This is a genomic window from Mycobacterium sp. MUNTM1, from assembly GCF_054660795.1.
The window spans coordinates 22,580-48,354 of sequence record NZ_BAAGDE010000011.1; the positions used below are offsets into that span (position 1 = coordinate 22,580).

Below are 25,775 nucleotides of genomic sequence, written 5' to 3' on the forward strand. Positions count from 1 at the left end.
GCTCGGTTAGGGTTCTGGCTATGTCACGCACTCACGACGATGAGTGGGATCTGGCATCCAGCGTCGGCGCGACCGCGACCATGGTCGCGGCCGGGCGTGCGATGGCGACCAAGGATCCCCGCGGTTTGATCAACGACCCGTTCGCCGAGCCGCTGGTGCGCGCGGTCGGAGTGGACTTCTTCACCAAGATGATGGACGGCGACCTCGACGTGGACGCGATCGAGAACGCCTCGCCCGTGCGCATCCAGTCGATGGTCGACGGAATGGCGGTGCGCACCAAGTACTTTGACGACTACTTCATCGCCTCCACCGGCGGCGGGGTGCGTCAGGTGGTGATCCTGGCCTCCGGGCTGGACTCGCGGGCCTTCCGGCTGCCCTGGCCGGCCGGCACGGTGGTCTACGAGATCGACCAGCCGCGGGTGATCGAGTTCAAGAGCAGCACCCTGGCCGATGTCGGCGCCGCACCGACCGCGTCGCGGCGCACCATCCCCATCGATCTGCGCGCCGACTGGCCCGCCGCGCTGAAGGCCGCGGGGTTCGACACCACGGCGCCGACGGCCTGGCTGGCCGAGGGCCTGTTGATCTACCTGCCGCCGGAGGCCCAGGATCGGCTGTTCGACAACATCACCGCGCTCAGCGCGCCGGGCAGCACCATCGCCACCGAATTCGTGCCCGGCATCGTGGATTTCGATGCGGAACGGGTGCGCGAGATGTCCGGATCATTCCGGGAGCACGGCGTCGACATCGACATGGCGTCGCTGGTCTATGCCGGCGAACGCAACCACGTCGTCGACTACCTGTCCAGCCTCGGGTGGCGGCCCGAGGGCATAACCCGGACGGAACTGTTCGAGCGCAACGGCATCGAGGCGCCCGCCCCCGAGAACGACGACCCGCTCGGCGAGATCATCTTCATCAGCGCCAAGCTGAGCTAGAGCCGCCAGGGGCCCGGCCACAACGCGCTGGCCCCGGTGTAGGACCGTTCCACGCTGTCCAGGATGCCGCCGATGGTGCGGCCCAGCAGCGCGCCCAGCGCATCGGGCACCGTCGCGGCGGCCGGTTGCGACGAGGCCCGCGGCCGCAGCATGTCCAGCAGCGAGCCACCCGGGTAGGTCACGACGCGCACATCGGTGTCCTCGTCAAGTCCGGCAAGGATTTTCGCGCGCCGCAGCGCGGTGCGGAAGCCGCCCAATTCGTCGACCAGGCCGCGCTCGTGCGCGTCGGCGCCTGTCCACACCCGGCCCCGGGCAACGCGATCGACGGCCTCGGTGGTCAGGTTGCGCCCGTCGGCCACCCGCTCCAGGAAATCGGCGTACACCAGGTCGGCCTCGGCCTCCCGGTGGGCGCGCTGCTCCGGGGTGAACGGCGTCTCGATCGACCAGGCATCGGCATTGGCGTTGGTGCGCACGCTGTCCAGCCCGACGCCGAGGCGCTCCAGCAGATCGCGAATCACCAGCTTGCCGGTGATCACGCCGATCGAACCGGTGATGGTCGCGGGGCTGGCCACGATGGCGTCGGCGGCCACCGCGATGTAATAGCCGCCCGACGCGGCGACCGAACCCATCGACGTCACCACCGGCTTGCCGTGCTTGCGAGCCCTTTTCGCCTCGCGCCAAAGGGTTTCCGATGCGGTCACCGAGCCCCCGGGGCTGTTCACCCGCAGCACGATCGCGGACACCGATTCGTCGGCGGCGGCTTCCCGCAACGCAGGGGCGATGGTGTCGCTCCCGACGGTGGAGGCACCGAACGGCAAGAACTGCGGCCCGCCACGCCCGTCGACGATCGTGCCGTCGATGTTGATGACGGCAACCTTCGGCTTGGGGCGGCGTCCGGGAACCGACGGCACCGGCGGGCTCAGCCGGGACCGGGACGCGCCTGCATAGCGGGACAGGTACAGCCGCGGCGGCGTGTTCTTCTCGGAAACATCTTGCACGCCAACCAGTTCCGCGATGCGGTCATAGGCTTCGTCCCGGAACCCGATCCGGTCGACCAGTCCCGACGACACGGCCTCCTCGCGCGACAGCGGGGCCCGGTCGGCCAGCTCGTCGAGCACGCCGGCGTCCAGCTTGCGCGAGTGCGCGACCGCCTCCCACACCTGCTCCTGCAGGCTTTCCAGCATCCGGGTGACGGCCTCGCGGTGAGCCTCGGTGAAGCCGTGCTCGGTGAAACGGTTTGCGGCCGACTTGTATTCGCCGCGCGCGACGAATTGGGCTTCGATGCCGGCCTTGTCAAACGCGTCGCGCAGGAAGGTGGCATTGCTGGCGAAGCCGATCAGCCCGACGCTTCCGGCGGGCTGCATCCAGACCTCGCCGAACGCCGAAGCCAGGTAGTACGACAGAGTGCCCGGGTAGGTCTCGGCCCACGCCAGTGACGGCTTGACGGCGGTGAACGCAACGATGGCCTCGCGCAGCTCCTGCACCGCGGCCGACGGCGACGCGCTGAGTTGGACCCGGACGATCAGCCCGGCCACCCGCGGGTCCTCGGCCGCCCGGTAGATGGCGGCGACCATGTCGCGCAGCGCGACCGGCCTGCCGCCCCCGGTGATCATCGCCAGCGGATCGAAGCCCGACGTCTCCGGCGGCATCGAGCGCAGGTCCAACTCGAGCACGCAGCCGTTCGGCACGCCGTGATGGCGGGCGGTGTCGACCCGGCCGGCGAGGGCCCGGACCACGCCGACGCCGGGGATCGAAGGCAGGAAAGCGAACATGTCTGCAGACTACCGATGCGCGGCCGTACCGTGGTCGGGTGAGGTTCTCCATCGCGATCCCGCAATTCGACTACGACGGCTTCGACGCAGCCGGCTTGCGCGCATTTCTCTCGCGCGCCGAAGAGCTCGGTTTCGAGGGCGGCTGGCTGCTCGAGCAGATCATCGGGCCCGCACCGCTGCTGGCTCCGCTGGAGCTGCTGGCCTACTGCGCGGCCTGCACCGAGCGGCTGCGCCTTGGGGTCGCGGTGCTGGTGACGTCGTTGCACGACCCGCTGCAGTTGGCCTCGGCCGCCACCGCCGTCGACCGGCTCAGCCACGGCCGGCTGGACATCGGCGTCGCGCCGGGTGGCGGCAGGCGGCAATTCGCGGCCTTCGGCGTGGACAAGGACACCTTCATCTCGTATTTCACCGAGGGCCTGCAGCTGATGAAGGCGGCCTGGTCCGACGAGCCGCGGGTGACGTTTCACGGTCAGTTCCGCGACGTCGACGACCTGCCGATCCAGCCCAAGCCGGTACAGCGGCCGCATCCGCCGATCTGGTTCGGGGGGCTGGCGCCCAAGGCGCTGGCCCGCGCGGTGCGGCACGGCGACTCGTTCCTGGGCGCCGGGTCGTCGACCACCGAGGCGTTCGCCGGCGCCGTCACCGTGGTGCGCAAAGAACTCGACGAGCAACGGAAGGACCCCGCGGACTTCACCATCGGCAAACGGGTGTACCTGATGATCGACGACGACGCGGCCAGGGCCCGGGAGCGCGTGCTCGCCGGGCTGGACCGCATCTACGGTCGCATGCCCGGTGTGCAGGACGTACCGGTGTCCGGCACACCCGGTGACGTGGTGCGCGGGTTGCGTGAGGTCATCGACGCCGGGGCGCAGATGGTGCTGCTGAATCCCGTCGGCACCGACACGGGTGAGAACCACGAGCAGATGGAACGCCTTGCCGCGGAAGTGATTCCGCAGCTCAGCTAGCTAGGACAGCTCGGTGGCCGAACCGCCTGCGGCGGTGATCTTCTCGCGTGCGCTGCCGCTGAACTTGTGCGCGGTCACCTCGACCTTGACAGTCAGCTTGCCGTCGCCGAGCACCTTGACCAGCGAGTTGCGGCGAACCGCGCCCTTGGCCACCAGCTCGTCCACGCCGATCGAACCGCCCTGCGGGAAAAGCCGATTGAGGTCGCCGACGTTGACGATCTCGTACTCGGTGCGGAACCGGTTGCGGAAGCCCTTGAGCTTGGGCAGCCGCATGTGGATCGGCATCTGGCCACCCTCGAAGGTCGCCGGCACGTTCTTGCGTGCCTTGGTGCCCTTGGTACCGCGACCGGCGGTCTTACCCTTGGAGCCCTCACCGCGACCGACCCGGGTGCGGGCGGTCTTCGACCCGCGCGCCGGCTTGAGATCGTGCAGCTTGATCGTCATTTCTTGCTACCTCCGGTGCCCGTGGCCGTCGCCTCGGCCGGCTCCACCTCGACGAGGTGGCTGACCACCGCGATCAGGCCGCGGGTCTGCGCGTTGTCCTCGCGGATCACCGAGTGGCGGATCCGCCGCAGGCCCAGGGTGCGCAGGGACTCGCGCTGCTTCCAGCGGGCCCCGATGGTGCTGCGCACCTGGGTGATCTTCAGTTGACTACTCATGGTTGCGCCCCCGAAGTCTGGGCCTCTCGTGCCGCCGCACTGGCCATCGCGTCACTTTCGCGGCGCGCCTTGAGCATTCCGGCCGGGGCAACGTCCTCGATCGGCAGGCCGCGGCGAGCGGCCACCTCCTCGGGGCGCTGCAGCAGCTTGAGCGCGGCGACGGTCGCATGCACCACGTTGATCGCGTTGTCGCTACCCAGCGACTTGGCCAGGATGTCGTGCACGCCGGCGCATTCCAACACGGCACGGGCGGCGCCACCGGCGATCACACCGGTACCGGGGCTGGCCGGGCGCAGCAGCACCACGCCGGCGGCCGCCTCACCCTGCACCGGGTGGGTGATGGTCCCGCGGATCAGCGGCACCCGGAAGAAGCCCTTGCGGGCCTCCTCGACGCCCTTGGCGATGGCCGCGGGAACTTCCTTGGCCTTGCCGTAGCCGACACCGACCATGCCGTTGCCGTCGCCGACGATCACCAACGCGGTGAAGCTGAATCGCCGACCACCCTTGACCACCTTGGAGACACGGTTGATCGCGACAACCCGCTCCAGGTAGTTGCTCTTGTCGCCGTCGCGGTCGCGGCCTCCACGACCGCCGTCGCCACGACGACCGCGGCTGTCGCGGTCACCGCGCGAGTCACGGCTGTCGCCGGCGCCTTGTCCGCCGGCCGGCTGCTCCGCCATTATGCGGTCCTTCCAGTCGTGTTCAAGCTCTTGTTCATCAGAATTGCAATCCGTTCTCGCGTGCGGCATCGGCCAGCGCCGCGATCCGTCCGCCGTAGGTGTATCCGCCCCGGTCGAAGACCACGCTGTCGATGCCGGCGGCCTTGGCGCGCTCGGCGATCAGCTGGCCCACCCGCACGCTGCGGGCCTTCTTGTCGCCCTGCAGGCTGCGCACGTCGTCCTCGATGGATGAGGCGGCGGCCACCGTGGTCCCGTTCTCGTCGTTGACCAGCTGCACGTGAATGTGCCGCGCGGACCGGTTGATCACCAGCCGCGGACGCTGGCCGGTGCCGGCGATCTTTTTGCGCAGACGGGCGTGCCTGCGCAGCCGAGAGATGCGCCGAGTCGCGGAAACGCTCTGCCCCACCGGCTTTCGCGTGGCGGTGCCAGCTTTTGTTTGCGCCATGATTACTTACCTGTCTTTCCGACCTTGCGGCGGATCTGCTCACCCTCGTAGCGCACGCCCTTGCCCTTGTACGGGTCGGGGCGGCGCAGACGGCGGATGTTCGCCGAGATCTGGCCGACCTTCTGCTTGTCGATCCCGGTGATGGAGAACTTCGTCGGCGACTGGACGGCGAACGTGATGCCGTCCGGAGCCTCGATCACCACGGGGTGGCTGTAGCCCAGCGCGAACTCGAGGTTGGAGCCCTTGAGCTGCACCCGGTAACCGACGCCGAAGATCTCCATCTTGGTGGTGTACCCCTGCGTCACGCCGGTGACCAGGTTGGATACCAGGGTGCGCGACAGTCCGTGCAGCGAGCGGTTGCGTCGCTCGTCGTTCGGACGGGTGACCACGATCGCGCCATCGTCGTTGCGCGACACGGTGATCGGCTCGGCCACCGTCAGGTCCAGGACGCCCTTGGGCCCCTTCACCGACACCTTCTGACCATCGATCGTCACATCGACTCCGGACGGGACCGGAACCGGCTGCTTACCAATGCGAGACATAGTCTTTCGTTACCTCCCCGCCCTTACCAGACGTACGCGAGGACTTCGCCGCCCACGCCCTGTCGGGCTGCCTGGCGGTCGGTCAGCAGGCCCGAGGAGGTGGAGATGATCGCCACACCCAGGCCACCGAGCACGCGCGGCAGATTGGTGGATTTCGCGTACACCCGCAGACCGGGCTTGGACACGCGGCGCAGGCCGGCGATGCTTCGCTCCCGGCTCGGCCCGTACTTGAGCTGAACGATCAGCGACTTGCCGACCCGAGCATCCTCGGTCCGGTAGTCGGTGATGTAGCCCTCGCTCTTGAGGATCTGGGCGATGTTTGCCTTCAGCTTCGAGTGCGGCAACGTCACCTCGTCGTGATACGCCGAATTGGCGTTGCGCAGACGTGTCAAGAAGTCCGCGATCGGGTCAGTCATCGTCATAGTTCAGTCCTACGTCCCGTCACCAGCTGCTCTTCTGCACGCCGGGCAGTTCGCCCGCGTGCGCCATCTCGCGCAGGCAGATCCGGCACAGGCCGAATTTGCGGAAGACCGCGCGGGGGCGGCCGCACTTGTTGCAACGGGTGTAGCCGCGCACCGCGAACTTCGGCTTGCGTGCGGCCTTGTTGACCAGTGCCTTCTTTGCCATCTACTCAGTTCTCCTTGAAGGGAAAGCCGAGGGCCCGCAACAGCGCTCGTCCTTCGTCGTCATTCGTCGCCGAGGTGACGACGTTGATGTCCATGCCGCGGACCCGGTCGATCTTGTCCACGTCGATCTCGTGGAACACCGACTGCTCGGCGAGCCCGAAGGTGTAGTTGCCGACACCGTCGAACTGCTTGGGCGAAAGCCCGCGGAAGTCGCGGATACGGGGCAGCGCGATCGAGGTGAGCCGGTCCAGGAACTCCCACATCCGGTCGCCGCGCAGGGTGACCCGCGCACCGATCGGCATGCCCTCACGCAGTTTGAACTGCGCGATGGACTTGCGCGCGCGACGGATCTCGGGGCGCTGGCCGGTGATCAGGGCCAGGTCGCTGACCGCACCGTTGATCAGTTTCGCGTCCCGCGCCGCGTCGCCGACACCCATGTTGACGACGACCTTGGTCACCGTCGGGATCTGCATGACGTTGGCGTAGCCGAACTGCTGCTGCAGCGAATCGCGAATCTCGCTGCGGTAGCGCTCTTTCAGGCGCGGCTGAACCTTTTCTGCAGTACTCATCAGATGTCCTTGCCGTTGCGCTTGGAGATACGAACCCGCTTGCCGGTCTCCTCGTCGACCCGGTAACCGACGCGGGTGGGCTTACCGTCCGAGTCGACCACCATCACGTTGGAGATGTGGATCGGCGCTTCCTGGGTGACGATCCCGCCGGACTGCGCGCCGCGCTGGTTGGTCGAAACCGCGGTGTGCTTCTTGATCGCGTTGACGCCCTCGACCAGCACGCGGTCGCGGTCCGGGTAGACCTTGAGCACCTTGCCTTTGGCGCCCTTGTCCTTACCGGCGATCACCAGGACGGTGTCGTCCTTCTTGACCTTCATTTACAAAACCTCCGGGGCCAGCGAGATGATCTTCATGAACCGCTTCTCGCGCAGTTCGCGGCCCACCGGCCCGAAGATGCGCGTCCCGCGCGGGTCGTTGTCGGGCTTGATGATCACCGCGGCGTTCTCGTCGAACTTGATGTAGCTGCCGTCGGGACGGCGGCGCTCCTTGACCGTGCGCACCACGACGGCCTTGACGACGTCCCCGCGCTTGACGTTGCCGCCGGGGATGGCGTCCTTGACGGTGGCGACGATGACATCACCGATGCCGGCGTAGCGTCGCGACGAACCGCCGAGCACACGGATGCACAAGATCTCCTTGGCGCCGGTGTTGTCGGCGACCTTCAGTCGCGATTCCTGCTGAATCACTCGATCTCCTGACCTGGGTTGCGTGTGCACGGCAGGAGAACCCACCGGGGTGGGCATTCGGCGGGCATGACCCACCAAAAACCTGACGTGCGCGGTCTTTGTCACCGAAGGGCACGCGGGGCCGATTCGCACCGGCCGAGGTCTGCCCAAGGCAACCCCTAGAGTCTAGGGGACGACCAGCTCAGAGCCAAATTCTGCGCCAAGGCCCTCGAGATCGGCTACGTCGTCATCAGATGAAGGCGTCGAATTGCCTTGGATTATGCCAACGGAACCGTCGTGAACAGCGGAAACGTTCGCTGACCGGCTCGCCGAGAACTTGACTTCCGCAATGTTCTCGGAGACGCACTACGCGATGAACGGGGACTTGCGCGTCGCGGTGTACGGTCAGTCGCCCTGCCGGACCCAGGCCAGGATGTACAGGCTCATCGCCGTCACCAGCGCGATGAGCACCCACTGCACGATCGCCTGGTCGATCCACGAACCCGGCGGCGGCGCCCCGGGCAGGATGTTGCGCAGCGGGACGATCGCGAACAGGTTTGCGGCATACCAGGTGGCGAACGGCGGCAGGAACTTCCTTCTGCCCAGCGCCATCGGGATGGCGACCAGCAGCGCCAGGGTGGGCAGGCTGATCAGCACCAGGCAGATCCCGAGGTCGAAGATCAGCGGACCCTTGGCCCGCTTCAGGGTGATCACCACGTTGCCGTTGTCGGTCGCGCGGGAGGTGGGCAACGCGCTCGGGTCGTGCACGCGGTTGACGCTGATCTCCCAGCCGTCCAGCGCGCCGGTCACTTCCACGCGGGCGGGCACCTTCTTGCGGTTGTCACCGGTCCCGACGAACGCGTCGGCCGCGATCGGCTCGGTCTGGTAGGAGTCGAACGGCCAGTTGCCGGGGTCGCCGTGCGCCTCGATGGTCGTGCTGAGCTGGGCGGGCGCCTTGCCCTTCGGGTATTGTAGATCGCCCAGATCGCTTGTGGGATAGAGACGTACCGCGACGTCGTTGGCCAGCACGTCAAAACGGTTGTCGTACTGGGCAACTCCGGGATAGGCCAGCACCTCGACGGACAGCCGGTTGGCGACCGGCTTCAACTCTTCGAGGCGCAGCTGCACGATCGTGGCGTCGCCGCCGCCCTGGCTCAGGTCCAGTGGGGGCAACGGCCCCTCGGACCGCTGCAGAAAATGCACGCCGAAAAGCGACAGCACGTAGACGATGATGACCGCCGCGAGAATGCACACCCCGATCGCGATCCGCGGCGCCTCGCGCTTCTTCTTCGCGGGCGGCGACGCAGCCGGCGCGAGGGGGGTCGGAGCCTCCGTGGTCATCGGTCGCCGCCGCGAGCAATCGGGGTCCGCGCATACCGCAGGGCTTGCTGGCGCCAGGCCGGCACCGCCGGCGACATCGGGCTGCAGCGGGGTGACACGCGTCAGATGTTAGCGAACGACGGAAATGGATGCGCGGCGAAATCCCCTGTCCAGAAACATAACAGGCGCCAGACACCCGCCGGACACGCACCGTTAACTTTACGGGCCGAGATCCGCCGGGCGCAGCCGGACGGTGCGGCGCTGCGGATTTGCTAGCACGGCGACGAGTCCGCCACGCAGCGAAACCCGATGTGCGTCGTCGCGGAGTCCTGCGATTGCGGTGACCGGGCCGCCGGACGGTAGCGGTGGCAATACTCCGGCGCGCACAGGTGGCTGCCGCCCTTCAACGTCTGGTTGACGGACGGATCGGCCGGGCCCGACGGGGCGCAGCAGGACTTGGGCGGCTGGTCGAGTCGGTGGTGCGCGGCGAACTCGGTGGCCGTCCACTCCCACACGTTGCCGATCATGTCGATGAGCCCAAAAGCGTTGGGGGCGAAGGTGCCAACGGGCGACGTTCCCACCCAGCCGAGCGCGCCCTCGTTGCGGTACGGGAAGCTGCCCTGCCAGGTGTTGGCCATCAACCGCCCACCACTGGTGGGCTCGTCACCCCACGAGTACGTCGTCGTGGATCCGGCCCGGGCCGCGTACTCCCACTCGGCCTCGGTCGGCAGCCGTCGCCGGGCCCAGCGCGCATAGGCCGCCGCGTCCGGATACGCCACCTGCACCACCGGGTGATCGCCGCGGTCCGCGACATCGCTGTCGGGTCCGAACGGACGGCGCCAGCTCGCCCCCGGCACCCAATGCCACCACTGCCGCCAGTCGCTCAGGTCGACCGGCCCGGGTGTCGGCCGGAAAACCATTGCGCCCGGGCACAAATCGTCTGGGTTCGCCCCCGGGTAGAGCGCCGGGTCGATCGGCTGCTCGGCCACGGTGACGTAGCCGGTGGCATCGACGAACTCGGCGAACTGCGCGTTGGTCACCGGGTGGCGTTCCACCGCGATCGGCCCCACCGTCACGGTGTGGATCGGCGCCTCTTCGGGGTAGAAGCTGGTCGACCCCATGCGGAAAGACCCGCCCGGGAGGTCGACCAGTTCGCTCAGCACCCCTCCAGGGTAGGACGACCGCTAATCCGATTGCCGGTACCAGGTGAGCATGTACAGAGCCATCGCCGCGACGAGCCCGATCAACACCCACAGCACCAGGACCTGATCGATCCACGCTCCCGGCGGTGGCGCGCCCGGCAGGAAGTTACGAATGGGGATGACGGCGAACAGCAGGGCGGCGAACCACGTCACGAACGGTGGAACGAATTTCCTTCGCCCCAAGGCGATTTGAATCACCACGGCAAAAGCCAAGGCGGGCAGCGCGAACAGCACCAGGCAGATGCCCAGGTCGAAAATCAGCGGCCCCTTGGCCCGGTGCAACGAGATGATGACGTTGTCGGCACGGTCCGAGTCCTGGCTGGCTTCGCCGACGCGCTGGACACTGACGTCCCAGCCGTCCAGCCCTCCGGTGACCTCCACCCGCGCGGGGATGTAGCGCCGGGCATCGCCCTGGCCGACGAGCACCTCGGCCGACAGGGTGTCGGTGTTGTAGGAGTCGAACGGCCAGTTGTTCGGGTTGCCGTGCGCCTCAATGGTCGTCGCGACCTGCGCCGGCGACTTTCCGGCCGGGTATTGCAGGTCGCCCAGGTCGTTCGGGGGATCCATGCGCACCGCGGTGTCGGTCTTGAGCACTTCGAGGCGTTTGTCGAACATCGACTCCTCGGGGATCACCAGCACCTTGACCGTGAGGCGGTTGGCCACCGTGTCCAGCTTCTCCAGGCGCACCAGCACGACGGTGTCGTTGGTCGCGTTGAGGTCCGGCGGCTTGAGCGGCCCCGCGGTCTGGGCCAGCAGATGCACCCCGAACAACGACAGGACGTAGACGACGACAAAACCCGCGACGGCGGCCACGGCGATGACCCTGCGCCGGTTGCCCCGGCGGGGCGCGGCCACCGGCGCGGATGCTGCGGGTGGTTGCTCCGACGGCGCCGGAGGCGGTGGCGAGGGTGGCGCGAAATGGGACATCGGTGAACACCTCCGTGGGGGTTGGAGCACTCGCAGACGGATGCTAGCGAACTCTTCTTTGCGGCGAGGCGAGTTTGAAAAATCGTCATGCTGAGGTAATTCTCAGCAGCCGCGCGCTTTGTGCCGGCCGGTTCAGCGAAACAGATGAGTTCGCTCAACGGCGATCGTCCACCGGGTGCGCAAACCTGCGGCGGATCGCCGGCCGGCGCTGCAGTTCATCCGGATTTTGTTTGCCTGTTAATCCGTGGCGGTTAAATGCCGAGGGGTGAAGCGCAATCGTTCGGTTGTCGGCGCCCTCGCGGCCGGCGCGGTTTTGGTCTCCGCCTGCAGCAACTCCCCCGCCAGCCTGCCGTACACGGCCGGGGCCAAGGTCGACTGCGGTGGCAAGCAGACCCTGGCCGCCAGCGGCTCGACCGCGCAGGCCAACGCGATGACCAAGTTCATCGACGCCTATCGCCAGGCCTGCTCGTCGCAGACCCTCAACTACACCGCCAACGGATCCGGCAACGGCATCAACGACTTCCTCGCCGGTAAAACCGATTTCGCCGGGTCGGACACACCGCTGTCGGGAGACCAATACGCCGCCGCCAAGCGGCGATGCGGCGGCGCCGACGCCTGGAACCTGCCGGTGGTGTTCGGCCCGCTGGCGATCACCTATAATCTCGCCGCCGTCGACTCCCTGGTGCTCGACGCGCCCACGCTGGCCAAGATTTTCAACGGCGCCATCACGCGGTGGGACGACCCGGCCCTGACGTCGCTCAACGCCTCGATGCCGGCCGAGGACATCCACGTCATCTACCGCAGTGACGGCTCGGGCACCACCGACAACTTCCAGGCCTACCTGCAATCCGCGTCGGGTGGGGCCTGGGGCAAGGGTGCGGGCAAGACGTTCAACGGCGGAGTGGGTACCGGCGCCGTCGGCAACACCGGCATCGCGGCCGCCGTGAAGGGCACCGAGGGGGCGATCGGCTACAACGAACTGTCGTTCGCGCTCCAGCAGGGCCTGTTCGCCGCCGAGATCAAGACACCGGCCAGCCGCAGGTCGTTGCGCCCCGTACGGATCGGCACCGACACGGTCGGCAAGACCATCAAGGGCGCCAAGATTACCGGCGCGGGAAACGATCTGGTGCTCGACCTGTCGGCGTTCTACAACCCCGCCCAGCCGGATGTCTACCCGATCGTGCTGGCCACCTACGAGATCGTCTGCTCGAAGTACCCGACCTACGATGTGGCCAAGGCGGTCAAGGCTTTTCTGCAGGCGGCCATCGGCCCGGGCCAGATCGAACTGGCCAGGAGCGGCTACATCCCGTTGTCGGCCGACTTCCAGGGCCGGGTCTCCGGCGCGGTCGACGCGATCAGCTCGGTGGACGCGCCGAAACCCGAATGAGCGAATTCAGGTTTTGGTAGCCGTTTTTCGATCGCGCTGTCGCCACCAGCCGACCAGGAACAGCGTCAGCGCGGCGACCAGGCCGATCAACACCCACAGCACGATGGCCTGGTCGACCCACGAGCCGTAGGGTGGGCTGCCCGGCAGGATGTTGCGCAGCGGGACGATGGCGAAAAGCATTGCGCCGTACCAGGTGGTGAGCGGCGGCAGGAACGACGTCCTGCCCAGCGCCACGGGAATCGCGACCCAGAGCGCCAGGACGGGAAGCGAGATCAAGACCAGGCAGATGCCGACGTCGAAGATCAGCTGCCCCTTAGCCCGGTGCAACGTAATCACCAAGTCGTCCTTGACGTCTGGGTTGTTGTCTTCGGTGTCGTGGACACGGGTGACGGTGGCATCCCACCCGTCCAGCCCGCCGGTGGCCTCCACGCGGGCGGCCGTCTTCTCCTTGTTGACCCCGGAGCCGGTGAACACGTCGGCCGAGATGACCCCGGTTCGGTACGAGTCGAACGGCCAGTTCGCCGGATCGCCGTGCGCCTCGATGGTCGTGGTCACCTGTGCGGGCGCCTTGCCGACCGGGTACTGCAGATCACCCAGGTCGTTGTCGGGATACAGTCGCACCGCCGCGTCGGTCGTCAGCACGCCGAAGTTCTTGTCGTACAACGTATCTTTGGGGTAGACGAGCACATTGACCGTCAACCGGTTCGCGACGGTGTCCAGTTTCTCCAGCCGCACCTGTACGACGCTGTCCTCGGCCTCGACCTTGCTCAGGTCCACCGCGGGCAGTGGGGGCGCCGACTTTGCCAGCAGGTGCACCGCGATCAGCGACAGCACATAGATGACGATGACGGAGGCGACGATCCCGATCGCAATCGCGATTTGCCGCCCTCGTGCGCCGTCCGGTGCTGGCTGCGCGGGAGGCCCGGCGGTCGTTGGGGTAGGCATCAGTCTCGCGAAAAGGCAAGCGCGATTTCGGTTTCCACATCCACGTAGGGCCGGCCGGAGACGTCGACGGTGACCTGGGTGATGGTGCCGCCGGTGAACGTGAACGGCGCCTTATAGCGGCTGGACACCCCCGATCCGCCGTTGCGCCCGACCGTGATACCCGCACCGGCCAGCCCGAAGGTGCCGGGGTGGGTAATCACCCCGGCCAGCGTGCCGACGACCTTGCCGTCGATGAACAGCGTGACGTCGCCCAGCGGCGTGTGACTGTTCTCGACCGTTCCGGTGCGTGAATAGCTGGCGCCGAACAGGTGCCTGCCCAGGGGCACGGCGCCGGACGAGGACACCTCCTGCTGGCGCTCGCCGAGGAAGTTGTAGACGTAGTGCAGGCGTCCGTCCTGGATGAACAGCACATGCCCACCGTGCGCGCCGCCCTGCTTGAACAGGACCCCCTCGGCGCCGGTGGTGTCCACGGTCACCTCCGCCAGCACCGAGAACGACCGGCCGCGCAGTTCGGCGGCGGCGCCGATGCTGACATCGGCGCAGTCGGGGTAGTAGATGTAGCTGTTCCGGTCGCTGACCAGGTACGGCCGCGACCGCCCCAGCGTCTCCAGGATGTTCAGATCCGACAGCGGCAGCCCGTTGTATTTCGCCGCCTCGGAGAACCACAGCGCCTTGAGTTCTTCGAGTTTGTCCGGGTTTTCGGCCGCCAGGTCGTGGCATTGGCTGCGGTCGGCCTCGATGTGAAACAGTTCCCAGCGATCGGCGTCGAAGTGCGACCAGCCGGCCGGCGTCGCCGCGTGCACGCTATTGGCGAACCAGCCCCGATGCCAGATCCCGCGGGTACCCAGCATCGTGTAGAACTGGGTGCTCTTGCCGGTGTCGGCACCCGGATCCTCAAGGGCCGCTTTGAAACTCACTCCGTCGAGCGGCTTCTGTTCGATGCCCTTGACCGTTTCCGGCGGCGTCATGCCCAGCAGATCGTAGACGGTCGGGGTGATGTCGCAGACGTTGACGTAGTTGTCGCGGACCTCCCCGTGTGCGGCAATTCCGTTGGGCCACGAGATGATTGCCGTGTCGGCGATGCCGCCCTCATGCGAGGCGTAGCGCTTGTACAGCTTGTAGGGCGTGTTGAACGCCATCGCCCACCCGATCGGGTAATGGTTGTAGGTCTGCGGGCCGCCGAGGTGTTCGAAGAGCTTCATGCTTTCCTCGACGGTGTCGATGTAGCCGTTGAAGAACTTACCCTCGTTGACCGACCCGTTCGGGCCGCCCTCACCGCTGGCGCCGTTGTCCGAGATGACCACGATGATGGTGTTGTCCAACTGACCCGAATCCTCGAGATAGTCCAGGATCCGGCCGATCTGGGCGTCGGTGTAGCTCAGGAACCCGGCGAACACCTCGGCCATCCGGGAGAACAGCCGCTTCTCTTCGTCGTTCAGCGATTCCCAGGGCCGCACCGTGTCCTGCAGCGGCCACGGTTCGCCACTCGGCCCCGTCACATCGAGATACGGGTTGACCGGCGATAATTCGGTGTCGGGCGGCACGATCCCCAGCGACTTCTGCCGCTCGAGCACCACCTCGCGGTAGCGTTCGTAGCCCATGTCGAACTTGCCGGCGTATTTGTCCGCCCACTCCTTGAAGACGTGATGTGGCGCGTGCCCGGCGCCGGGGCACACGTAGGAGAACCAAGGCTTTTCGGGCGCAATCACTTTGGCGTCCCGAATGAATTCGATGGTCTTATCGGCGAGGTCCTTCGAGAGGTGGTAGCCATCCTCCGGGGTGCCCGGCGGAGGGACCGGGTGGTTGTCGTACACCAGGTCCGGATACCACTGGTCGGTCTCCCCGCCCAGGAATCCATAGAACCGTTCGAAGCCACGCGAGGTCGGCCAGTGCCGCTTCGTCGAGGCGAGGTTCGATTCCTCGAGGGGCGTCAGGTGCCACTTTCCCACGCAGTAGGTGTTGTATCCCCGTTCGGCGAGAGCCTCGGAGAGCAGGCCGGTTTCGAAAGGGATGCGGCCGTTGGCGTTGGGGAAGCCCTCGGTGAACTCCTCGATGGTTGCCATGCCGACCGTCGTGGCGTTGCGACCGGTGAGCAACGACGCCCGGGTGGGCGAGCACAGCGCGGTGGTGTGGAATTGCGAGAGACGGATGCCGCGCTCGGCGATGCGCGACATGGCGGGCATCTCGACCAGGCCGCCGAAGCAGTCCCACGTCGCGATGCCCGTGTCGTCCCACACCAGGTACAGCACGTTGGGTGCGTTCTCGGGCGTGGTCGGCGCGGCGTAGGGCCCCCAATCCGGTTCGGAATCCCGGATGTCGAGCTCGATCTTCCCCTTGAATTCCCCGAACTGCCCCGACCCAGCCACCATCGTCGCAGACTACACCCGGGGCCGGGTGTTTAGGTGGTGGTACTGAAAGGGCTTACTTCGCCTTTTCCAGAATTTCGACAAGTCGCCAACGCTTGGTCGCCGACGTCGGGCGGGTCTCCATCAGCGAGACGCGGTCGCCGATCCCGGCGGTGCTGTTCTCGTCATGGGCCTTGACCTTCGTGGTGGTCCGGATGATCTTGCCGTACAGCGGGTGCCGCACGCGGTCTTCGAGCTCGACCACGATGGTCTTCTGCATCTTGTCGCTCACCACGTAGCCGATGCGCACCTTGCGGCGGCCCCGCACCTTCGGATTGGCGGGAGTGTGCTTGGGGCCCTTGTCTTTCGACGCGGCCTCGGTCTTGGCGGCCTTCTTAGGGGCGGCCTTCTTGGCTTCTGCCATCACGATTCCTTACCGTCGGGCCCGGAAGCCAAGCCCAGTTCTCGTTCGCGCAGCACGGTGTAAACGCGCGCGATCTCCTGACGCACCGTGCGGAGCCGGCGGTTGTTGGTGAGCTGTCCGGTCGCCATCTGGAAACGCAGATTGAACAGCTCTTCCTTGGATTCGCGCAACCGCTCGGCCAGCTCCTCTTCGGTGAGCTCACGCAGTTCGCCAGGCGAAATTCCCACGGCCATCAGAACTGATCCTCTCGAGTCACGATGCGTGCCTTGATCGGCAGCTTGTGGATTGCGCGGGTCAGCGCCGCCCGGGCGGTCTGCTCGTTGGGGTAGCTGAGTTCGAACAGCACCCGGCCCGGCTTGACGTTGACGACCCACCACTCGGGCGAACCCTTACCCGAACCCATCCGGGTCTCGGCGGGCTTCTTGGTCAGCGGGCGGTCGGGGAAGACGTTGATCCACACCTTGCCGCCACGCTTGATGTGCCGGTTGATGGCGATACGAGCGGACTCGATCTGCCGGTTGGTGACGTAGGCGTGCTCCAGAGCCTGGATGCCGTAGTCACCGAAGTTCACCGCCGTGCCGCCACTGGCGATGCCGCGCTGGCGGGGGTGGTGCTGCTTACGGTGTTTAACCCTGCGGGGAATCAACATGATTCAGCTCTCCGTGCTTTGTGGTTCTGCAGCAGGTGCGGACTGCGTCGCGGCGGCGGCGGAGCCCTCTTCGGCGCTCGCGGCCGCGCGGCCGGCCTCGGTGCTGGTGGCCGTGGTGCCCGACGCGCCGCTGCGGCGCGGGCGGGTGCCCGACGGGCGCTCCCGGCGCGGACGGTCGGCGCCCGCCGGAGCGGCGGCGGCCAGTTCGCGCTTGCCACCGACGACGTCGCCCTTGTAGATCCACACCTTCACGCCGATGCGGCCGAAGGTGGTCTTGGCCTCGTACAGGCCGTAGTCGATGTCGGCGCGCAGCGTGTGCAGCGGCACCCGGCCCTCGCGGTAGAACTCCGAGCGGCTCATCTCGGCGCCGCCGAGGCGGCCGGAGCACTGCACCCGGATGCCCTTGACGTTGGGCTGACGCATCGCCGACTGGATCGCCTTACGCATCGCGCGGCGGAACGCCACACGGTTGCTCAGCTGCTCGGCGACGCCCTGGGCCACCAATTGCGCCTGCGACTCCGGGTTTCGCACCTCGAGGATGTTGAGCTGAACCTGCTTGCCGGTCAGCTTCTCCAGGTCGGCACGGATCCGGTCGGCCTCGGTGCCGCGGCGGCCGATCACGATGCCGGGACGCGCGGTGTGAATGTCCACCCGGACCCGGTCGCGGGTGCGCTCGATCTCCACGTCGGCGATGCCGGCGCGCTCCAGGCCGGTCGACAGCAGCCGCCGGATCGCGACGTCTTCCTTGACGTAGTCCGCGTACTGCTTGTCGGCGTACCAGCGTGACTTCCAATCGGTGGTGATACCCAGCCGGAAGCCGTGCGGATTGATCTTCTGGCCCACTAGTCTGAGCCTCCCTTCGCGTCAGAGGTCTCAGACGTCTTGGCTTCGGCTTTAGCGGCGGCCTTCTTCGCGGGCGCCTTGGTCGCGGCCTTCTTGGCGGGTGCCTTGTTGGCCGGCGCTTTCTTGGCGGGTGCCTTCGCGGCGGCCTTGCTGGCCTCGGCGCGGCGGGCCCGGGTCGACTTCGCCGATCCCTGGTCCTTGCCCGGCCGGCTTTCCACCACGACCGTGATGTGGCTGGTGCGCTTGCGGATCCGGAACGCGCGGCCCTGGGCGCGCGGACGGATGCGCTTGGCGGTGGGGCCCTCGTCGGCGTAGACGGTGGCAACCACCAGGGTCGCGGGGTCCAGCCCGTTGTTGTTCTGCGCGTTGGCCGCTGCGCTGGCGATCACCTTGGCTACCGGCTCACTGGCGGCCTGCGGCGCCCAGCGCAAAATGTCCAGCGCGTCGGCCACCGAGCGGCCGCGCACCAGGTCGATCACCCGGCGCGCCTTCCTCGGCGACACCCGCACGAAACGTGCTTTGGCCACCGCCGAGGGGAATTCCGTTGTGGTCATCGCCGTTTGGCCTTCCGGTCGTCCTTGATGTGTCCCTTGAACGTGCGGGTGGGCGCGAATTCACCGAGCTTGTGGCCGACCATCGCCTCGGTGACGAACACCGGGACATGCTTGCGTCCGTCGTGGACGGCGAAGGTGTGGCCGATGAAGTCAGGAATGATCGTCGAACGCCGCGACCATGTCTTGATCACCTGTTTGGTGTTCTTCTCGTTCTGCGTGTCCACCTTCTTGAGCAGGTGGCCATCGACGAACGGGCCCTTCTTCAGGCTGCGTGGCATGTGCTACTCCTGACTTCCTAGCGACCGTGCTTCTTGCCGGTGCGCCGGCGTCGGACAATGAGCTTGTTACTGGCCTTGTTCGGGTGGCGGGTGCGGCCCTCGGGCTTGCCCCACGGGCTCACCGGGTGACGACCACCGGAGGTCTTACCCTCACCACCACCGTGCGGGTGGTCCACCGGGTTCATGACCACACCACGGACCGAGGGGCGCTTGCCCTTCCACCGCATCCGGCCGGCCTTACCCCAGTTGATGTTCGCCTGCTCGGCGTTGCCGACCTCGCCGACGGTGGCGCGGCAGCGCACGTCGACGCGGCGGATCTCACCGCTGGGCATACGCAGCGACGCGTAGGTGCCCTCCTTACCGAGCAGCTGGATGCTGGACCCGGCCGACCGCGCCAGCTTGGCGCCACCGCCAGGACGCAGCTCCACGGCGTGGATCACGGTACCGGCCGGGATGTTGCGCAGCGGCAGGTTGTTGCCGGGCTTGATGTCCGCGTTCGGGCCGCACTCCACCACGTCGCCCTGCGAGAGTCCCTGCGGCGCAATGATGTAGCGCTTCTCGCCGTCCAGGAAGTGCAGCAGCGCGATGTTCGCGGTGCGGTTGGGGTCGTACTCGATGTGGGCGACCTTGGCGTTGACGCCGTCCTTGTCGTTGCGACGGAAGTCGATCACCCGGTAGGCGCGCTTGTGGCCACCACCCTTGTGGCGGGTGGTGATGCGGCCGTGCGCGTTTCGCCCACCGTGGCCGTGCAGCGGACGCACCAGCGACTTCTCCGGGTTGGAACGAGTGACCTCGGAGAAATCGGACACGCTTGAGCCGCGACGGCCGGGGCTCGTCGGCTTGTACTTACGAATTGCCATGTCTAATCAGGTTTCCTCTCGCGGCGGCTACGCCGGTGCCCCGAACAGATCGATCGGCTTGCTACCCGGCGCCAGCGTGACGATGGCCCGCTTGGTGCTCTTGCGCTTGCCGAATCCGGTCCTGGTGCGCTTGCGCTTACCTTGCCGGTTCGCGGTGTTCACCGATGCGACCTTGACGGAGAAGATCTTCTCGACAGCGATCTTGATCTGCGTCTTGTTCGAATCGGGGTGCACCACAAACGTGTACACGTTGTCGTCGAGCAGCGAATAGGACTTTTCCGAGATGACCGGGCCGAGAATGATGTCGCGGGGGTCAGTGATGGTCGCCATCTACGCCGAAACCTCCACATCTTTGTCGGCGGCACCGCCGGTGGCCCCGGCGATGTAGGCGTTGAGCGCCTCAACGCTGAACACCACGTCGTCGGAGCGCAGCACGTCATAGGTGTTGAGCTGGTCGGGGGTCAGGATGTGCACACCGGGCAGGTTGCGCACGCTCTTGGCGCCGGCCTCGTCGCTGCGGCCGATCACGACCAACAGCTGCTTGCGGTCGGTCAGCGTGCCCAGGAAAGCCTTGGCGTTCTTGGTGGACGGCGTCTGACCCGACACCAGCTCGGTGATCGCGTGGATGCGGCCGTTGCGTGCCCGGTCGGACAGTGCGCCGCGCAACGCCGCGGCGATCATCTTCTTGGGGGTGCGCTGGCTGTAGTCGCGGGGCTTGGGGCCGTGCACGACGCCACCGCCGGTGAACTGCGGGGCACGTGTCGAACCCTGTCGGGCCCGGCCGGTTCCCTTCTGCCGGTACGGCTTACGGCCACCGCCGCTGACGTCGCCACGCGTCTTGGTCGAGTGCGTACCCTGACGCGCCGCCGCCCGCTGCGCGGTGACGACCTGGTGCATCAGCGCGATATTGGCCGGGGCGTCGAACAATTCGGCCGGCAGCTCGATCGAGCCCTCGACCTTGCCGCCCGGCGTCTTGACGTCAATCTTGAGCGTCTTGGAGCCTTCTGCCATCACTTCTCACCTCGTTTGACCGCGCTGCGGACCACGACGAGTCCACCGGTGCGGCCGGGGACCGCGCCCTTGATCAGCAGCACGCCGTTCTCGGTATCGACCTTGTGCACCAACAGGTTCTGGACGGTCACGCGATCGCTACCCATCCGGCCCGACATCCGGGTGCCCTTGAACACCCGGGCCGGGGTGGCGCAGCCACCGATCGAACCCGGGCGGCGGTGCACCGCTTGGGCACCGTGGCTGGCGCCCTGACCACGGAAGCCGTGGCGCTTCATGGTGCCGGCGAAGCCCTTGCCCTTGGAGGTGCCCGTCACGTCGACGTAGGCGCCGTCGGCGAAGATCTCCGCCGTCAGCTCCTGGCCGACCTCGTACTCGGCGGCCGCCTCGGGGTTGTCCAGCCGCAGCTCGGCGAGGAACCGGCGCGGGTTCACGCCCGCGGCGGCGTACTGACCGGTCACCGGCTTGTTGACCTTGCGGGGACTGATCTCGCCGTAGGCCAGCTGCACGGCGCTGTAGCCGTCCTGCTCGGGGGTACGGATCCGGGTCACCACGTTCGGGCCGGCCTTGACGACCGTCACCGGCACAACCCTGTTGTTCTCGTCGAACACCTGCGTCATGCCCAGCTTGGTACCCAGAATGCCTTTTCTTGCCATGAGTCTGGATCTCCTACTGGATGTTGACGTCGACACTGGCCGGAAGGTCGATGCGCATCAGCGCGTCGACGGTCTTCGGCGTCGGGTCGAGGATGTCGATCAGCCGCTTGTGCGTACGCATCTCGAAGTGCTCCCGCGAGTCCTTGTACTTGTGCGGTGAGCGGATGACGCAATACACGTTCTTCTCAGTCGGCAGCGGCACCGGACCTACAACACTGGCACCCGTGCGGACGACGGTCTCGACGATCTTGCGCGCCGACGCGTCGATAGCCTCATGGTCGTAGGCCTTAAGCCTGATGCGGATCTTCTGTCCCGCCACGCTTCTCCTACCCTCACTCCTGTTGGGGCCCGCTATCCGGGCTCACATAGTCCTCAGTGCCACCGGCGCGCCGATCGAGCCGGCCAACTCTGGGCCGATCGAGCGTTGCGCCGGATATTGCGCCGCTGTTTACCTGTCGTGGTCCACCGGCCCCCGCGGTCGGGCGTGTCACCCTCACGCAGCCTCATCCGCGATCGAAATTCGTCGCTCTCAAAGGATGGGACCGGACGCGCCCGTTTGGACGCTGGTCGTATGCCCGACCAGGCGCAAACCCGGCTCAAGGCAACCTGAACAGTATGCCTGAAGATCGTGCCCCGACAAAATTCGGCCGCGATCCGAGGCCGAATTGGCCGAGCCCGTCCCGAGGACGGTAGCACCGGAGAATGAAAACGCTGGTCAGAAGGCTCGAGGCGGTGGGCGCCGCAGCGTCAGGCGCCCGCCGATTCGATGCTCGCTGCGCCGGCCCTGCCGCATTGCACATGTAAGAAGCCGTCGACGGCCGCCAGCGCGCACTGGTGGTAGTCGAAATCGGGCAGCGTGGACAGCCGGCCCAGCACCAGCGGGCCGATGAGCAGGGCGATCGCCCGCGACCGGTCCACCTCCCCCAGCTCGGCGGCCTCCGGGCTGTCGAAGATGGCGTCGAAGGGCTCGGCGTACTGCTGGGCGATGCGCTCGCGCAGGGTGGTGATCGCCGCGCTGTCGGCGTTGTGGCTGTGCCGCGGCTCGGGCAGGCCCTCCAGGTCGCGGCCCAGCGCGAGCCAGGACATGGCGGTCATCAGGGTGGGCGCCTGGGCGACGGACTCGGCCTGGGCCAGCACCACCGCGACCAGCCGGTCGCGCAGCGAACCCTCGGCGGGCGGGGTGGGAGACGCCGGGATCAGGCTGTTGAAAGCCGCTGCCAGTAGGTCGTTTCCGCTCGGGAAGTGTCGGTACAGGGTCGCCCGGGCCACGTTGGCGGTGCGGGTGACCGCGTCGACCGTCACCGCGCTGGGCCCCCCGGCGCGCAGCAGGGTGACGGCGGCTTCCAGCAGCCTGGCCCGCGATCTGGCGGGGCGCGGGTCGGACGTCCCGGTGTCGATTGTGACCCACCTCCCTGTTTGAGAACGAGACTATCCGTCTACGTACAAGACTATTGGTCTCGAAACTTTGCATGTCCCCTAGGAGGCGAACCGCATGGTCGAAACCCTCGTCCGGTCTGACCAGCGTACTGACGGGATCGGCGTAGGCGATAGCTTCCGGGCCCGAAACTGGACGCTGGCCGTCGCCTGCATGGCCGTCGCGCTGGTGGTGGCGTCGATGACGGCGCTGAACACCGCGCTCGGCGATCTCGCGGTGGCCACCTCGGCCACCGCATCCCAGCTGAACTGGGTCGTCGACGGCTACACCGTGGCTTTGGCGTGCCTGCTGCTGCCGGCCGGCGCGATCGGGGACCGCTACGGCCGGCGCGGTGCGCTGCTGACCGGCCTGCTGGTGTTCGCGATCGGCTCGATGGCCCCGGCGCTGCTGCACAACCCCGCCCAGATCATCGCGGGCCGGGCGGTGGCCGGGATCGGCGCCGCGTTCGTCATGCCCGCCACGCTGTCGCTGTTGACGGTGGCCTATCCAAAAGACGACCGCACCAAGGCTGTTGGAATCTGGGCCGGGACGGCCGGCTCCGGCGGCGTCCTGGGCATGCTCGGTTCCGGCCTGCTGCTTCGCTTTTGGGACTGGCACGCCATCTTCTGGTCGCTGGGCATCGCCGGGCTGGTGATCTTCGCGCTGGCCTGCACCGTCGCGTCGTCGCGCGATGCGGGCGCCCCGCGGGTCGATGCGCTGGGTGCGGTCCTGATCGGCGCGGCGGTCGCGATCGCGGTGGCCGCCATTCTGGAAGCGCCCGGGCGCGGCTGGAGCGACCCGGTGGTGTGGGGCGGGCTCGTCGTCGGTGCGGTGATCGCCGTGGCGTTCGGCGCAGTCGAGTTGCGCCTGGCGCTGCGGGGCCGGCAACCACTGCTGGACGTCCGGCTGTTCGCCGACCCCAACTTCGCCACCGGGGTGACCGCGATCGTCATCCTGTTCGGCGCCACCTTCGGCTTCTTCTACATCGGCATGCAGTACGTGCAGCAGATCATGGGCTATTCCGCGCTGGCGACGGCGATCGCCTTCGGGCCGTTCATGGTGCCGCTGGGCATCTTTTCGGCCCTGTCGTTCTGGTATGTGCCCAAGCTGGGACTGCGGCTGGTGCTGTTCGTCGGCACACTGCTGATGGCGGTCGGATTCGGATGCATGTCCGGCCTGGACCTGCACTCGACGTACCTCGAATTCGCCTGGCCCACTTTGATTCTCGCGACAGGTATCGGAATCTGCACGGCGCCAACGACTTCGGCGATCATGGGTGCGGTTCCCGACGAGAAGCAGGGGGTGGCCTCCGCGGTGAACGACACATCGCGCGAGATGGGCGGGGCGCTGGGCATCGCGGTGGCCGGTTCCATCCTGGCCGGCCGCTACTCCCACGAGCTCAGCCCCAGGCTGGCGGCCTTCCCGGCGCCGGTCCGCGACCAGGCCACCGACTCGTTGGCCAAGGCCGTGGAGATCGGCGGGCGGCTCGGGCCCCAGGGCCGGCAGCTGGCCGACATCAGCAAGTCCGCGTTCCTGGCGGCCCTGCACGCCTCCACCATCACGATGGCCGCGATCGTCGCCGTCGCCGCCGTGGCGATCGGGGTGTGGGCTCCGGGCCGCGACGGCCGCCAGCTAAGCCCGGTGCGGCGGATGCTGTCGCGTCACTGAACGAACTCCGCGGCCCGGTGCCCGATCATCACGATCGAGGCGTGCGGGCCGCGGCTGGTGATCGCGGGCAGGATCGAGCCGTCGATCACCCAGAGGTTGTCGATGCCCAGCACCCGGCACCGCGGGTCGACGACGGCGCGCGGGTCGCCGTCGGCTCCCATCGGTGCGGTGCCGCACAGGTGTTGCGAGGTTGACCACACTGCCGCCGCGGCATCGATTGTGCCGCCGGCCAATTCGCGGGCCAGCTCGCTGCCCCGGCGTAGCGCCGCGATATCCTCGGGCTCGCTGTCGTAGCGGTGCTCGATTCGCGGCGCCGCGTCGGGGTCGGCCGAGACCAGCGTGATGCGGCCGCGCGCGCGTGGTTGCATCAGCGCCACCCCCAGGTGTGGCCAGTCGGCGTGGCCGGCGGTGCCGTCGCCGGTCATCGCCACGAATCCGCCCGTGTACGGCCTGATCTCGAGGTCGTCGGCCGTGCTGAGCACCACCTCCAGCACCGGCCGTCCGGGCGCCACGGTCCAATCGGTGGGCAGCACCCACTCGGCATGATCGCTGAACGACGCGCCCACCGGCAGCGGCGTCACCACCGGCACGCCGGCGGCGCGCAACGTCTTTTCTTCTCCGACACCGGACAGCATCAGCAGGCGCGCCGTCTCAATCGCACCGGCGCACAACACGACTCGGTCGGCGGTCAGGGTCATCCGGCCGTGCGGGCCGACCGCGTCGACGCCGGCCACGGCGGTCCCGGCGAAACGCAGCCTTGCCACCCGGGTCCGCGCGTGCAGGCTCAGGTTCGGCCGCCCCAGCGCCGGAATCAGGTACCCCGCGCCGGAACCCCGGCGCACGCCGTCGACGATGTTGAGCGGGACGGCGCCGATTCCCGAAACCTGATCTGGCCCAGCATCGTTGAGGTCGGCGATCCAGCCGAATCCGGCGCGCTCGGCGGCGGCGATGAATCGCTCGGAGGTCCCGGTCATCTCGTGCGTGCGGCGCACCCGGATGGGACCACTGTCGCCGTGGGCGGGACCGTCGAAGTCCAGGTCGGTCTCGATGGCACGGAAGCTGCCCAGCACGTCGTCCCATCCCCAGCCCGGGATGGCCATGCGATCGAAGTCGCGCGGCAACCCGCGGCAGAAGTAGCCGCCGTTGATGGCGCCCGATCCGCCCACCGTCGCCCCGCGCACGAGCGGATGCTGGCGGGCGGGCTGCTCGGTGAGGCGGGTTTGGTAGCGCCGCACCAGCGGACTGCCGACACCGATCGGCAACTGCAACCCGTTGGCGGTCTGGGCGAGCAGTCCCGGATCGTCGAGCGCCGGCCCTGCCTCGAGAACGGTCACCGCGCACCGCGGATCGGCGGAAAGCCGTTCCGCAACAACCGATCCTGCACTGCCGGCGCCGACGATCAGCACATCGCTGTGCGAGGCGGCTGTGGTCAAGGTGGTG

At 67.6% G+C, this 25,775-nt stretch carries 33 protein-coding genes; 4 read left to right on the plus strand and 29 right to left on the minus strand.

The genetic code is table 11. The annotated features are described in order from the left end of the window. Positions 1-20 precede the first annotated feature (20 nt). Positions 21-932, plus strand: coding sequence for a class I SAM-dependent methyltransferase (locus ACYQ8K_RS08530; RefSeq protein WP_459968040.1), 912 nt, complete (start codon positions 21-23; stop codon positions 930-932). Here ACYQ8K_RS08530 and sppA read toward each other — a convergent pair. Continuing rightward, the gene (gene sppA / locus ACYQ8K_RS08535; RefSeq protein ID WP_459968041.1) at positions 929-2,704 is read right to left on the minus strand and encodes a signal peptide peptidase SppA; all 1,776 of its coding nucleotides are present in this window, start codon (positions 2,702-2,704) and stop codon (positions 929-931) included. The two genes, ACYQ8K_RS08530 and sppA, sit on opposite strands and share 4 nt — an antisense overlap. Before the next feature lie 38 nt (positions 2,705-2,742). Here sppA and ACYQ8K_RS08540 point away from each other — a divergent pair, with 38 nt between their 5' ends. Continuing rightward, positions 2,743-3,669 (plus strand): LLM class flavin-dependent oxidoreductase, encoded by a 927-nt coding sequence (locus ACYQ8K_RS08540; RefSeq protein ID WP_459968042.1) that lies wholly within the window; start codon positions 2,743-2,745, stop codon positions 3,667-3,669. Here ACYQ8K_RS08540 and rplO read toward each other — a convergent pair whose 3' ends face one another. From rplO to ACYQ8K_RS08605, 13 genes are all read right to left on the minus strand, one after another. Further along, positions 3,670-4,113 (minus strand): 50S ribosomal protein L15, encoded by a 444-nt coding sequence (gene rplO, locus ACYQ8K_RS08545; RefSeq protein WP_064950241.1) that lies wholly within the window; start codon positions 4,111-4,113, stop codon positions 3,670-3,672. Then, entirely contained in the window at positions 4,110-4,328 is a 219-nt protein-coding gene (gene rpmD / locus ACYQ8K_RS08550; protein ID WP_065029918.1) for a 50S ribosomal protein L30, read from the minus strand. Before rpmD ends, rplO begins: the two co-directional genes overlap by 4 nt. Then, positions 4,325-5,008, minus strand: a complete 684-nt coding sequence (gene rpsE, locus ACYQ8K_RS08555) for a 30S ribosomal protein S5 (RefSeq protein WP_066999338.1) — start codon at positions 5,006-5,008, stop codon at positions 4,325-4,327. Before rpsE ends, rpmD begins: the two co-directional genes overlap by 4 nt. Positions 5,009-5,045: 37 nt before the next feature. Then, positions 5,046-5,414: a 50S ribosomal protein L18 gene (rplR, locus tag ACYQ8K_RS08560; protein WP_459968169.1), complete on the minus strand. Its 369-nt coding sequence runs from the start codon at positions 5,412-5,414 to the stop codon at positions 5,046-5,048. A gap of 41 nt (positions 5,415-5,455) precedes the next feature. Beyond that, entirely contained in the window at positions 5,456-5,995 is a 540-nt protein-coding gene (rplF, locus tag ACYQ8K_RS08565) for a 50S ribosomal protein L6 (protein WP_066999330.1), read from the minus strand. Positions 5,996-6,018: 23 nt separating this feature from the next. After that, positions 6,019-6,417 carry a 30S ribosomal protein S8 gene (gene rpsH / locus ACYQ8K_RS08570; protein WP_007773558.1) on the minus strand — a complete coding sequence of 133 codons (399 nt, stop codon included), beginning with the start codon at positions 6,415-6,417 and terminating at the stop codon, positions 6,019-6,021. A gap of 19 nt (positions 6,418-6,436) precedes the next feature. Beyond that, positions 6,437-6,622 (minus strand): type Z 30S ribosomal protein S14, encoded by a 186-nt coding sequence (locus ACYQ8K_RS08575; RefSeq protein ID WP_003873499.1) that lies wholly within the window; start codon positions 6,620-6,622, stop codon positions 6,437-6,439. Positions 6,623-6,626: 4 nt separating this feature from the next. Next, positions 6,627-7,190 (minus strand): 50S ribosomal protein L5, encoded by a 564-nt coding sequence (rplE, locus tag ACYQ8K_RS08580; protein WP_007773560.1) that lies wholly within the window; start codon positions 7,188-7,190, stop codon positions 6,627-6,629. Continuing rightward, positions 7,190-7,507 (minus strand): 50S ribosomal protein L24, encoded by a 318-nt coding sequence (rplX, locus tag ACYQ8K_RS08585; RefSeq protein WP_076106799.1) that lies wholly within the window; start codon positions 7,505-7,507, stop codon positions 7,190-7,192. Before rplX ends, rplE begins: the two co-directional genes overlap by 1 nt. After that, a complete protein-coding gene (rplN, locus tag ACYQ8K_RS08590) occupies positions 7,508-7,876 on the minus strand; it encodes a 50S ribosomal protein L14 (protein ID WP_003403649.1) in 369 nt (122 codons plus the stop codon). Positions 7,877-8,260: 384 nt separating this feature from the next. Continuing rightward, positions 8,261-9,196, minus strand: coding sequence for a DUF4436 domain-containing protein (locus ACYQ8K_RS08595; protein WP_459968043.1), 936 nt, complete (start codon positions 9,194-9,196; stop codon positions 8,261-8,263). 251 nt (positions 9,197-9,447) lie between these two features. After that, positions 9,448-10,338, minus strand: a complete 891-nt coding sequence (locus ACYQ8K_RS08600; protein ID WP_459968044.1) for a formylglycine-generating enzyme family protein — start codon at positions 10,336-10,338, stop codon at positions 9,448-9,450. Positions 10,339-10,359: 21 nt separating this feature from the next. Further along, positions 10,360-11,304, minus strand: coding sequence for a DUF4436 domain-containing protein (locus ACYQ8K_RS08605; protein ID WP_459968045.1), 945 nt, complete (start codon positions 11,302-11,304; stop codon positions 10,360-10,362). Positions 11,305-11,569: 265 nt separating this feature from the next. Between ACYQ8K_RS08605 and pstS the strand changes: the two genes are divergently transcribed. Continuing rightward, positions 11,570-12,691: a phosphate ABC transporter substrate-binding protein PstS gene (gene pstS, locus ACYQ8K_RS08610; RefSeq protein WP_459968046.1), complete on the plus strand. Its 1,122-nt coding sequence runs from the start codon at positions 11,570-11,572 to the stop codon at positions 12,689-12,691. Between the two features lie 6 nt (positions 12,692-12,697). On the opposite strand, the gene ACYQ8K_RS08615 is transcribed toward pstS, so the two are convergent. The 14 genes from ACYQ8K_RS08615 to ACYQ8K_RS08680 all read right to left on the minus strand — a co-directional run bounded on the left by ACYQ8K_RS08615 (position 12,698) and on the right by ACYQ8K_RS08680 (position 22,600). Then, the gene (locus ACYQ8K_RS08615) at positions 12,698-13,636 is read right to left on the minus strand and encodes a DUF4436 domain-containing protein (protein ID WP_459968047.1); all 939 of its coding nucleotides are present in this window, start codon (positions 13,634-13,636) and stop codon (positions 12,698-12,700) included. Then, positions 13,636-16,005 carry an arylsulfatase gene (locus tag ACYQ8K_RS08620; protein WP_459968048.1) on the minus strand — a complete coding sequence of 790 codons (2,370 nt, stop codon included), beginning with the start codon at positions 16,003-16,005 and terminating at the stop codon, positions 13,636-13,638. Before ACYQ8K_RS08620 ends, ACYQ8K_RS08615 begins: the two co-directional genes overlap by 1 nt. Before the next feature lie 52 nt (positions 16,006-16,057). Continuing rightward, positions 16,058-16,405, minus strand: coding sequence for a 30S ribosomal protein S17 (gene rpsQ / locus ACYQ8K_RS08625; protein ID WP_459968049.1), 348 nt, complete (start codon positions 16,403-16,405; stop codon positions 16,058-16,060). After that, positions 16,405-16,638 carry a 50S ribosomal protein L29 gene (gene rpmC, locus ACYQ8K_RS08630; RefSeq protein WP_007773580.1) on the minus strand — a complete coding sequence of 78 codons (234 nt, stop codon included), beginning with the start codon at positions 16,636-16,638 and terminating at the stop codon, positions 16,405-16,407. Before rpmC ends, rpsQ begins: the two co-directional genes overlap by 1 nt. Then, positions 16,638-17,054 (minus strand): 50S ribosomal protein L16, encoded by a 417-nt coding sequence (gene rplP, locus ACYQ8K_RS08635; protein WP_007773582.1) that lies wholly within the window; start codon positions 17,052-17,054, stop codon positions 16,638-16,640. The genes rpmC and rplP overlap by 1 nt, the downstream gene beginning before the upstream one ends. 3 nt (positions 17,055-17,057) lie before the next feature. Further along, positions 17,058-17,897 (minus strand): 30S ribosomal protein S3, encoded by an 840-nt coding sequence (gene rpsC, locus ACYQ8K_RS08640; protein WP_459968050.1) that lies wholly within the window; start codon positions 17,895-17,897, stop codon positions 17,058-17,060. Further along, positions 17,897-18,451, minus strand: coding sequence for a 50S ribosomal protein L22 (gene rplV / locus ACYQ8K_RS08645; RefSeq protein ID WP_459968051.1), 555 nt, complete (start codon positions 18,449-18,451; stop codon positions 17,897-17,899). Before rplV ends, rpsC begins: the two co-directional genes overlap by 1 nt. Then, entirely contained in the window at positions 18,448-18,729 is a 282-nt protein-coding gene (rpsS, locus tag ACYQ8K_RS08650) for a 30S ribosomal protein S19 (RefSeq protein ID WP_007773585.1), read from the minus strand. The genes rplV and rpsS overlap by 4 nt, the downstream gene beginning before the upstream one ends. A 17-nt stretch (positions 18,730-18,746) precedes the next feature. Beyond that, positions 18,747-19,589 carry a 50S ribosomal protein L2 gene (gene rplB / locus ACYQ8K_RS08655; protein WP_459968052.1) on the minus strand — a complete coding sequence of 281 codons (843 nt, stop codon included), beginning with the start codon at positions 19,587-19,589 and terminating at the stop codon, positions 18,747-18,749. Between the two features lie 27 nt (positions 19,590-19,616). Next, positions 19,617-19,919: a 50S ribosomal protein L23 gene (rplW, locus tag ACYQ8K_RS08660; protein WP_067350595.1), complete on the minus strand. Its 303-nt coding sequence runs from the start codon at positions 19,917-19,919 to the stop codon at positions 19,617-19,619. Next, entirely contained in the window at positions 19,920-20,600 is a 681-nt protein-coding gene (rplD, locus tag ACYQ8K_RS08665; RefSeq protein WP_459968053.1) for a 50S ribosomal protein L4, read from the minus strand. Beyond that, positions 20,600-21,253, minus strand: a complete 654-nt coding sequence (gene rplC / locus ACYQ8K_RS08670; protein WP_459968054.1) for a 50S ribosomal protein L3 — start codon at positions 21,251-21,253, stop codon at positions 20,600-20,602. The genes rplD and rplC overlap by 1 nt, the downstream gene beginning before the upstream one ends. A gap of 13 nt (positions 21,254-21,266) precedes the next feature. Continuing rightward, a complete protein-coding gene (gene rpsJ, locus ACYQ8K_RS08675; protein WP_003873519.1) occupies positions 21,267-21,572 on the minus strand; it encodes a 30S ribosomal protein S10 in 306 nt (101 codons plus the stop codon). Positions 21,573-22,000: 428 nt separating this feature from the next. Continuing rightward, positions 22,001-22,600: a TetR/AcrR family transcriptional regulator gene (locus tag ACYQ8K_RS08680; protein WP_459968171.1), complete on the minus strand. Its 600-nt coding sequence runs from the start codon at positions 22,598-22,600 to the stop codon at positions 22,001-22,003. 145 nt (positions 22,601-22,745) lie between these two features. On the opposite strand from ACYQ8K_RS08680, the gene ACYQ8K_RS08685 reads away from it, so the two are divergent. After that, positions 22,746-24,335, plus strand: a complete 1,590-nt coding sequence (locus ACYQ8K_RS08685; protein WP_459968055.1) for an MFS transporter — start codon at positions 22,746-22,748, stop codon at positions 24,333-24,335. Here the strand turns inward: ACYQ8K_RS08685 and mftG are convergent. Next, positions 24,329-25,768, minus strand: coding sequence for a mycofactocin dehydrogenase MftG (mftG, locus tag ACYQ8K_RS08690; protein ID WP_459968056.1), 1,440 nt, complete (start codon positions 25,766-25,768; stop codon positions 24,329-24,331). The two genes, ACYQ8K_RS08685 and mftG, sit on opposite strands and share 7 nt — an antisense overlap. Positions 25,769-25,775 lie beyond the last annotated feature (7 nt).